3 protein-coding genes are annotated in these 9,059 nt (G+C 52.6%); all 3 read right to left on the bottom strand.

The genetic code is table 11. The features are described from left to right. The coding region (locus L0666_RS17295; RefSeq protein ID WP_272492173.1) for a M10 family metallopeptidase C-terminal domain-containing protein at positions 1-1,812 on the bottom strand (1,812 nt) is incomplete at its 3' end. A 486-nt stretch (positions 1,813-2,298) separates the two neighbouring features. Beyond that, positions 2,299-5,394, bottom strand: coding sequence for a calcium-binding protein (locus tag L0666_RS17290; RefSeq protein ID WP_272492172.1), 3,096 nt, complete (start codon positions 5,392-5,394; stop codon positions 2,299-2,301). A 189-nt stretch (positions 5,395-5,583) separates the two neighbouring features. After that, the gene (locus L0666_RS11045) at positions 5,584-9,027 is read right to left on the bottom strand and encodes a class I SAM-dependent DNA methyltransferase (RefSeq protein WP_235261360.1); all 3,444 of its coding nucleotides are present in this window, start codon (positions 9,025-9,027) and stop codon (positions 5,584-5,586) included. Positions 9,028-9,059: the final 32 nt, after the last annotated feature.

Below are 9,059 nucleotides of genomic sequence, written 5' to 3'. Positions count from 1 at the left end.
CACAGACGCCGCCGTCTCCGCGAAATACGTAACCGGAAGATCGTCACCGAAAATGTAATCGTCTCCGTCGTCGCCGACAGTGTTTAGATCGTCGCCACCATAAAGCGTGTCTTCGCCATTACCACCGAACAGAGCATCCTGACCGTCGTCACCGAAGAGATAGTCGGTGCCATCGTCGCCATACATAAAGTCATTGTTGTTTCCCCCGCGCAGATCGTCATCATCTGCGCCGCCGAAAAGCGTGTCAAATCCGTCGCCTCCCTGCAGAAAGTCATTGCCCGCGTCGCCGTTTAGCACGTTTGTAGCGCTAGCCAGATCGTTGGAGTCCGCTGCAAAAAGCCAGTCATCTTCATCACCACCGGACAAGTCATCATTTCCAGAGCCACCGTTCAAGGTATCGGCACCTGAGCCGCCCATCAAAAGGTCATCATTGGCTCCCCCCATAAGTATATCGTTGCCACCGTGCCCTTCCAACGTATCGTCACCGGCGTTTCCAGACAGGCTGTTTGCAACGGCATTGCCAATTATACTGTCACTGAAACGCCCTGAGATTGCGTTTTCGATTATCGTACCCGGCGCCAATACGATATTGCGCTCAGCCGTCGTGACATCGCCGAGCTCGGGGATTGTCAGGTCAATGTCGGCACCAAAGTTATGGCGAGAGTAATCTAATGTGTCCGTTCCACCGTCATCTTTAATCGTGTAGATGTAGCGTTCTAGGTTTGCCTCACCTTCCCCCAGGAGATCTTGGTAGGCAGCTGAATAACTTCCTAAAAGGCCTGTCGGTAGCAGTGAAATATTGGAAATATCGGCATTCTGGCCATAAATCGTGTCGCCAATGTTAATATCAACGGCACCGTAAAGTTTCTGGATCGCTATGATATCCGCAGGCATCGGTGTCAGAACGTCATAGTCAAACATGTCGACGAATGCTTGGTCCGTCGACCGAAAATATGACATCACAGATGTTCGCACCGTGTCTGCTGCATGCAATGCATCAAGCTCATAGGTGCCCGTGCCATTGTAAGGGCCAGCATGGCCTAGGCCCAAAGCATGCCCGATTTCATGCACAAGAACTTCGTGTTCTCTTACCAAAAAACCGCCTTGGTCTTCAAAACCGGTTTCATACATATTGATGACGGCGCGTGTCAGGACACCGTCATCAATCTCATGCGTCGCATACGCTTGGAAGCCGCCTTGTGTAAAATAGATATCCGGCGCGCTGGTCGTGGCTACAAATTCAATCCCCGACACATCCGTCCAAGCCCTGAATGCTTGCAGTGCAGCCGCTGCACCCGTGTCACCCAGCGCGGTTGCATCGTATGTTAACACTTTGGCTCCGTCTTGATCGCCAAAATCCCATCTAGCTAAGGTTTCGCCGGCATCCAGCCAATACCCGTCGGTCAGATAGTCCGCAATTTCTGCCAAATGCCACGGCTCAAAGTCCGGATCTTCTTCAAAGCTTACCTCGTAATCGCCAACGCCGTGATTTCCTTTGTTAATGGCGAGATGAAATATTCCGGTTTTGTCGGCTACAAATTTTAGAGTTGCTGTACCGTCTACGTTTGTTTGATCGCCCCAAGTAATTAGACCTCTACCTTCCTCCAGCAGCCTCAAACTACTTGGCCAACGAGATGACGAAGGTGTCACGTTAACAACGTAGGTCTTGCCTTCTTCGACATGAACGCCGACGTAGTCATCAGGTCCAGGCGAACTCGAAATACTTCCTTTGAAAATGTCCCCAACGTTCAACACGTAGGGTGACGAGTACCCAATATATTGCTCTGTTTCGATGATAATTTCGCCTGCCATAATGTGAAACTCTTTAAACTGGTTACCGGGACTGTCGGCTTTTCAATAATTGTAAGCTCCGACCCGCGCAGCGACAATGGAAATCTGAACCGGCCGCGGTTTGATACCATTGCTTTGTTTGCATTTACTGGAACAAAAGAGATTGATTCTCGAACTGAAACTGACGGAGGAGCCCCACGCCAAGGCTCTCACCAAATATTTCAGTCAACTTGCCTGACTGGGCCATCCCAAAATACCGCAGTTCACATTACGCAAGACGGCTCAATCAAACTGCCAATATAGATTAGTGGCGGAGGCTCAGTCCGCCCCACTATTTCAACAAACAGTTGGTATTAAAGCAAAAAATTTAAGGCTATGCTTTCAATACCACAAAAAATACCACGGCGCATCGAGATGCTCAAACTTTTAGGCGTCTAAAGAGTCATCCTCCCCAAAAGGTATTCGTTGCAAATGTAGAAAAGGCCTACCTGTACTTTCAGCAATATCTCAGAAAAGGAAATGAGACGCGTCCATACTCTCAAGAGCCACATCCAAGAGTAGTATCTTGTCAGTCTCTGGGTCGATCTGGATGCGAACATTGGCACCAACCTGAGTCATCACAGCCTGGACATCATCAAACGAATTATAACTTGCATGGTTCGAAAAATCGATAAAATCGCGTCCGCTCTCCCAAGACATAATGCGATCACTTCCGTCCCCCGTTTCAAACACAAACGTATCGCGACCGATGCCGCCATCCATGACGTCGTCCCCTGTTGATCCAAACAACACATCTGATCCACCGGCAGCTGAAAGGAAATCATCGCCTCCGCCACCATAAAGCGTATCTGCAAGAGCTTCACCAAAGACCCTGTCAGCACCATCACCACCAATCAGAACGTCTTCGCCACTACGTCCATACAAGACATCGTCGCCATTGCCGCCAAACAAGCTATCATCCCCTTCGCCGCCAATAAGGACATCGTCACCGTCGTCACCATGAACAGTGTCATTCCCTAGCCCGCTTAGAATTCGGTCGTTGCCGAGGCCTCCATACACATCATCGTCACCGAGGCCGCCGACCAAAGTATCATCTCCGGCGTTACCGTTAATCGTGTCCAGCCCATCGCCCCCCACGATACGATCATCTTCAGAACCGCCTTCAATAGTATCGTCACCGAAGCCACCAAGAAGCGTATTCTTTCCGTCTCCCCCGTATATGAAATCGTCCCCTTCTCCTGCGACGACAACGTCTTCTCCAGATTCGCCGTAAATTGTGTCGACCCCATCGCCCCCAACCAATCGGTCTCCGGCACCGCCGCCGATAAGATAATCGTCGCCGAAGCCACCAATGATGACGTCCTCGCCTAACCCACCAAACAGTGAGTCCTGCCCAGTTCCGCCATCTAGGTAGTTTTCGCCACCGCTTGCATACACTTCATCATTGCCGTCACCGCCCCGAACAAAGTTGTTGCCGTTGCCTGCGCGCAGGTCGTCGTTGCCATCGCCGCCGTACAGCACATTGTTGCCGTCCGTTTCCGCGTGGATCGTGTCGTCACCAGTGGTTCCTGTGACTGCGAAGCTTTCAAAACCATTCGCACTGAAGCCTTCGTTTGCTGCTCCGTCCATGGCGACAAATTCGCCGGTGTAAATTGAATCAAGATGCAAGGTTACATAGCTTGCTGCAAAACCGCCAACCGTGCCCGAATAGTCTAGGATGAGGTGATCTGTACCATCGCCGCCGTCGATGTTTTCACGAACGAACCCCGCTTCGATTGTATCGTCATAACGTGTGAATGTACCGCGAACCTCTTCGATATCACGGAACTGGCCACCGCTTTGACCCAACTCTACGGTGACCCCGAGACCATCGACATCGATGTCATCAGCGTAAAACGCCGAGAGGATATCGTAGCCAGTTCCGCCGCGAATTTGGTCAGTAGCGCCGCCGCTTTCAATAAGGTCATCGCCCGCATCTCCGAACAAGAAACTACGACCGTCACCGGTCGAAGACACTTCATCATTGCCGTCACCGCCCCGAACAAAGTTGTTGCCGTTGCCCGCGCGCAGGTCGTCGTTGCCATCGCCGCCGTACAGCACATTGTTGCCGTCCGTTTCCGCGTGGATCGTGTCGTCACCAGTGGTTCCTGTGACTGCGAAGCTTTCAAAACCATTCGCACTGAAGCCTTCGTTTGCTGCTCCGTCCATGGCGACAAATTCGCCGGTGTAAATTGAATCAAGATGCAAGGTTACATAGCTTGCTGCAAAACCATTCAGTGTTCCCGAGTAATCTAGCACAAGGCGTTGATCCCCGGCACCACCATCAACATTATCGATCAGGAACCCAGAGTTTGTTACCGGAACGCCATCTTCTTCCCTCTCATCTTCGGTCTCCTCAACTGTAACGGTGTCCGTATTCTCAGGGTTTAGAGACGTAAGATCTGTTCCCCACAAAGCGCCGCCATTCGCGGCGTCCGCTTCGGCAAGCGACTCGACTAGAAGGACTTGGTAGTCTTCGATAATTTCGACGATCTCGACGAAATCAGAATATCGTTCAGCTTCGATCCGCCATTCTGTTGCAACGGACTGGGTCCAAACGTCTACTAAGGCGACACCACTGTCAGCCAGATAGCCTACTAGAAAAGACGCCCCCGGAACGGAAACGACCACATCTGAAATTGCGCCCGTTACATCGGCAAAGGCCTTAGCGTATTCCAGTGAATTCAAACCGGCGACATCGCCGAGGAAATCGTTACTTAAGCCTGTAAGATTGTCTGAACCTTGTGCGTCGTCCAACGCTTTGCCTTCCAAGAAGGTCGAATATGCGTCCGACGCCGCTGTCATCAAATCTACGACGGCAGCAATTTTCGGGACACTCAAAGAGTCATCAAAAAGATCATTGATACTGTTCCACTGGTCAATAAGCCCCCCGATTGACGAAATGATTCCGCTCAGTATTGCCGCCCGTTCGATGGGATCATCAATCGTCAAGAAATTGGACAAGTCCGAACCTGCTTCTGTCAAAAGAGGTACAGCATTCTGTATAAACGTCTTTAATTCGGTCGCGGCAAAGGCGCTTAGCCCAATGGTACTTGCATATGAGTCCAGCGCGCTTGGAGTCAGAACCGTACCAATCGTGCCAATGGCAGTATCAAAACTGTTCTTTGCCTGTGAAGCAGAACTCTTGATACCATTGTAAATAACGCTGGAAATTCCGCCAAAACCAGCTTCAAGTTCGGCAAACGTTGCAGGAAGAACCTCTGACCAAAATGACACGTAGTTAAAATCTTCGGCAAGCTCATCATACCTAGCCTGAAGATCTGCCTCTCTCGCAATAAACTCATTGAAAAATGTGGGCGTAGCGACCTCTAGATAGTCCTTCAAGACCTCAACATCATCATTCGTATTCACGAACCCAGCGTGGGCTGTGGCTACTTTTTCGATGTCGGTCAAAAGTCCGGAAACACTAATAGGGTTTGTAATAATTCCATCGTAACCCAAATTGATTGCGTTGAGCGGCGCAATTGTTGCGCTGTCTTCTGGGCTGAGGTTGGCGAAATTGTAGAGAAGGAAATCGGAGAGGTTCTCACGAATTGTAAACATTATTGGCCCTTAATTACGAAACAGATTAGCGCTTTTTTCAACTTAAGAATTGGATGAAATCGTTGAAAAATCTGAACGTTAACCTTCGGGTTGTCAACAACTCAACACAGTCACATGCCTGCGGCTAATGGCCGTAGCAAGACGTCACCCCAACAGGCCGTCCACCAAAACTAATCATAGCTCTCATCTCTATGCCGCGTAGCGCCCGTCTGCGCCCTTCTCGGCTTGGCCCAGCGCGGCTAGGCTTTCCATGAGTGGCTCAACCGTGACGGCCCTGCCCCGCACGAAACGGCGGGCGATTTGTTCGGGGGTGGCTTCGCCCATCTCCGATAGCGCCTCTCGCACGGCGGCGATTTGTTCTGGCAGGGATTTGGGCCAAGAGGCTTTTTCGACCTTGGCCACCACGCCAAGGTCCATATCGGCGGTTTTGCCTTTGGCGGCTTGCTGGCCTGTGGGGTTTTGATAGTCGGGGCGCAACCAGCGGATATGGCCGCGCGCTTCTTCTTCGGCGCGTTCTTTGTTGAGGGCCACAAGGCGCAACAGGATGTCTTCGTCGCTAAGGTCGTTGGGCCAGCCGTAGGCATCGGCAACGGCTGCGTCGATCTGGTCGTGCAGGTCGCGCAGGATGCCGATCAGGCCTTGGTCATAAATGTCCTTGTCCTTGCCCTCGATCACATCCCCCGCGCGGAGTTTTTCGAGGACGTTATACATCTGCGTCAGCGTCAACTTGGGGTGCGCCGCCTGCTGGCGCTTACGATGCGCGTCGAGGTCTTCGCCAAGCTGGCGCAGGTGCGTGCGCTGTGGCTCGGTGAGGTCGGGGAAAGGGAATGGGTCAAAGCAAAGAGAGTTGTTGTAGCGGGGGTCGTTTCCAATACCCATCCAGCCACATGTAGCCAATGAGAACACCGTATGTTGTTTAGAAGACAGCACTGCAATGACATCATAATCGGTCGTTCCGATCACAACGACCTCACTCTCAGGGGTGTTCTCAGTCTTTTGAAGCTGAAACAGGCGATACTTCGCAGTTCGCGATGTAACTGTCATCTCATCGAGACCGTCAGTTGCGGCACGGTAACTTCTTCCAGGGTCTCCAAAAACCCACCAATTGTCCCGCCGCCATGGCATATCGTTCTCATCGCGGATAGGCTTCACGGTGTCCAGTAGGTGCTGGAAGGCAGCCGGGTATTGCTTCTTCGCTTCTTGCTCACTTAAGCCCCAAAAATCAATCACCCATCTGCGTCGATGTGTTTGGGTCAGATCATAGCCACCTAGAAACGGTTTGATTATGCCTGCTTCCATCGCGTCAGTTCCAAGAGCTAGCTCGATGGCCTTGGCTTTCGAAACTATGAAGCCTTTTCCAATAAGGAATGCTCCACGAGCAGACATCTTCAGGTTTGAACGCAGTGGCTTAGCATCCAAAACATCAGCCCCAATTCTTAAGTTACTAAATACTCGCCCCGACACCTTTCGATATTCTAATTTCCGCCCAACAGATTCCTCCTTATCCTTTACCTCGGTCACAATCGTTTCAAGTAACCCTTGTCTGCGCCCCTTGGCGGCCACGGTCATCGAAATCCGAACCGCAGCGCCGTATAGGGCATCGACCCATGGATGGTCTGAAACGGCGAAGACTAGCGAAAGGGTATTTTTTGGATCGCGCAGATAAGGCTCAACGATTGCCCTGTTCCGAAGCTGCCTAATGCTATTTGTTGTTATGAATCCGAAACGACGAGTGCCTTTTCCCGTTTTTGGGTTCCACCTTTTCACGCTATCAGCAGCTTTTGCCCACCAATACATCACTAAGTCTGCACTATCGGGAATATTTTTGTATGCAGCGCGTAGAGCAACCACATAGCCCCAACCTAAATCGCCATTTAGCTTGCTACCGCCAATAAACGGCGGGTTGCCCACGATGAACTCTGCCTCGGGCCATATGGTCGGTTTTGGCTTGGCATAGTCATAGACGGTGATGCGCGCGGACGGGTCTGGCACTTCTTCGCCTGTGACGTTGTGCTGGATGGTCGTCACCCCGTCCCAGCGGGTCACTGGCGCGCCGTCTTCGTTCACGCGCGGGGTGCGCCCCTCCCATTCCAGCACCGCATCGCCGTTGCGGATATTTTTGAAGTCGCGCAGCACAGGCTCAGAAGGCGCGGCTTGGCCATAGGTACGAAAGTGCCATTGCAGATAGCCGATCCACAGCACCAGTTCCGCCACGTTCGCGGCCCATGGGTTCAACTCAATCCCAAGGAACTGGTGGGGGTCTATTGTGTAAAGCGGTTTCGTGTCGCCAAGCTCAAACATCAGGGCGGTCACTTCGCCTTCAAGGCGTTTCATCATCTCAAGCGCGACATACAGGAAATTGCCAGACCCACAGGCGGGGTCCAGAACGCGGGTTTCGCACAGCTTGGCGTGGAAATCTTTGACCAGCTTGCGGGCGTCCTCGTCTTTGCCATCCTCCGCCAGACGTTGCACGGCGGTTTGCACGTCGCGCCAGTCCTCGCGCAGGGGTTCCATGATCGTGGGGGTCACAAGGCGTTCGACATAGGCGCGCGGGGTGTAGTGCGCGCCCAGCTTGTGACGCTGGCGTTTGTCCAGCGCGCGTTCCAGCAATGTGCCGAAAATGGCAGGTTCGACTTGTTTCCAATCGGCTTCGGCAGCCTCGATCAACAGGCCAAGTTGCAGGTTGTCGAGGGGGAGCGCGTCCGCCTCTTTGAACAGGCCGCCATTGAAGCGTTTAAGGTCTGTCATAAGGGTTTGGCTAAAGCCGCCCGTGTCCATGGTCTGCCACAGCCCTTGCAGCGCGGGTTGCGCGTGTTCTGGGTGGCCACGCAGTTTCCGCAGCAGTTCAGTAAAGCTCTCGCGCGGGATTAGGTCGACGTCTTCGGCAAACATGGAAAACAGACAGCGCATTAAGAAACGGGCGACGGTTTCGGTGTCGTGGCCTTGTCCCTCAAAGCTTTTGCCCAGTTCGGCAAGATGGGTGGCAATTTCGCGCGTGACCTTGGCAGATTGCAAGGACGGATCAAGGCTTGGCGGGTCCGTCCAGATTGTACGCAACAGGTCCAGCGTTTCAGGGTCGCGCAGGTCTTCAAGGTGGATGCGGTAGCGGTTGCCATCAGGGAATTGGTTGTAGCCCTGCCCCTGTCCCGAAAAGTCAGCATAAAGTTCGATCACGTGGCCAACGTCCACAACCATCAGGAAGGGTGGCCAGCCGTCCTCGCGGGCCACCGCGCGGGCATAGTTGTCAGCTTGGTTGCGCGCCTTCATCATTGTGTCGTCAAATTTGGACGTGCCGCGCTTGCCATGACCCGCTTGCTTGGGCGCATCTTTTTCGAGGAACATTTCGAGCGTGTTTTTGTCTTTGGCGTCAGCAGACACAAACTGCTTTGCCTCAAGGATGAAATGGCCTTTTTTGTAAAGGTCGATGCGGCCATTCCGTTTGCGGCCCGTGTGGGTCAAGGTCACGGGGCGTTCAAAACGGTAATCCAAAAAATCGCCATCTTTGTCGGATACATTAGGGCGCGGCACGCCCAGCAGGTCAGTCAGTTCGATTGCAAAGGATTGCGCAGTGGCCATTTCACTGCCTCCCGATCCAAGCCAACGCTCAAGGAACTTCTCCACCTGATCAGTCATCGCAATTCACCCACAACCCGTTGGAATGCAAC

The organism is Octadecabacter algicola, from assembly GCF_021532625.1.
GTDB lineage: Bacteria > Pseudomonadota > Alphaproteobacteria > Rhodobacterales > Rhodobacteraceae > Octadecabacter > Octadecabacter algicola.
Note: the sequence above shows the minus strand (reverse complement) of the source record. Positions and strands in the feature narration are given on the sequence as shown.

Coding starts and splice junctions, on each gene's coding strand:
- L0666_RS17290 (WP_272492172.1), bottom strand. CDS start 5,394: ATGTTTACAATTCGTGAGAACCTCTCCGATTTCCTTCTCTACAATTTC.
- L0666_RS11045 (WP_235261360.1), bottom strand. CDS start 9,027: ATGACTGATCAGGTGGAGAAGTTCCTTGAGCGTTGGCTTGGATCGGGA.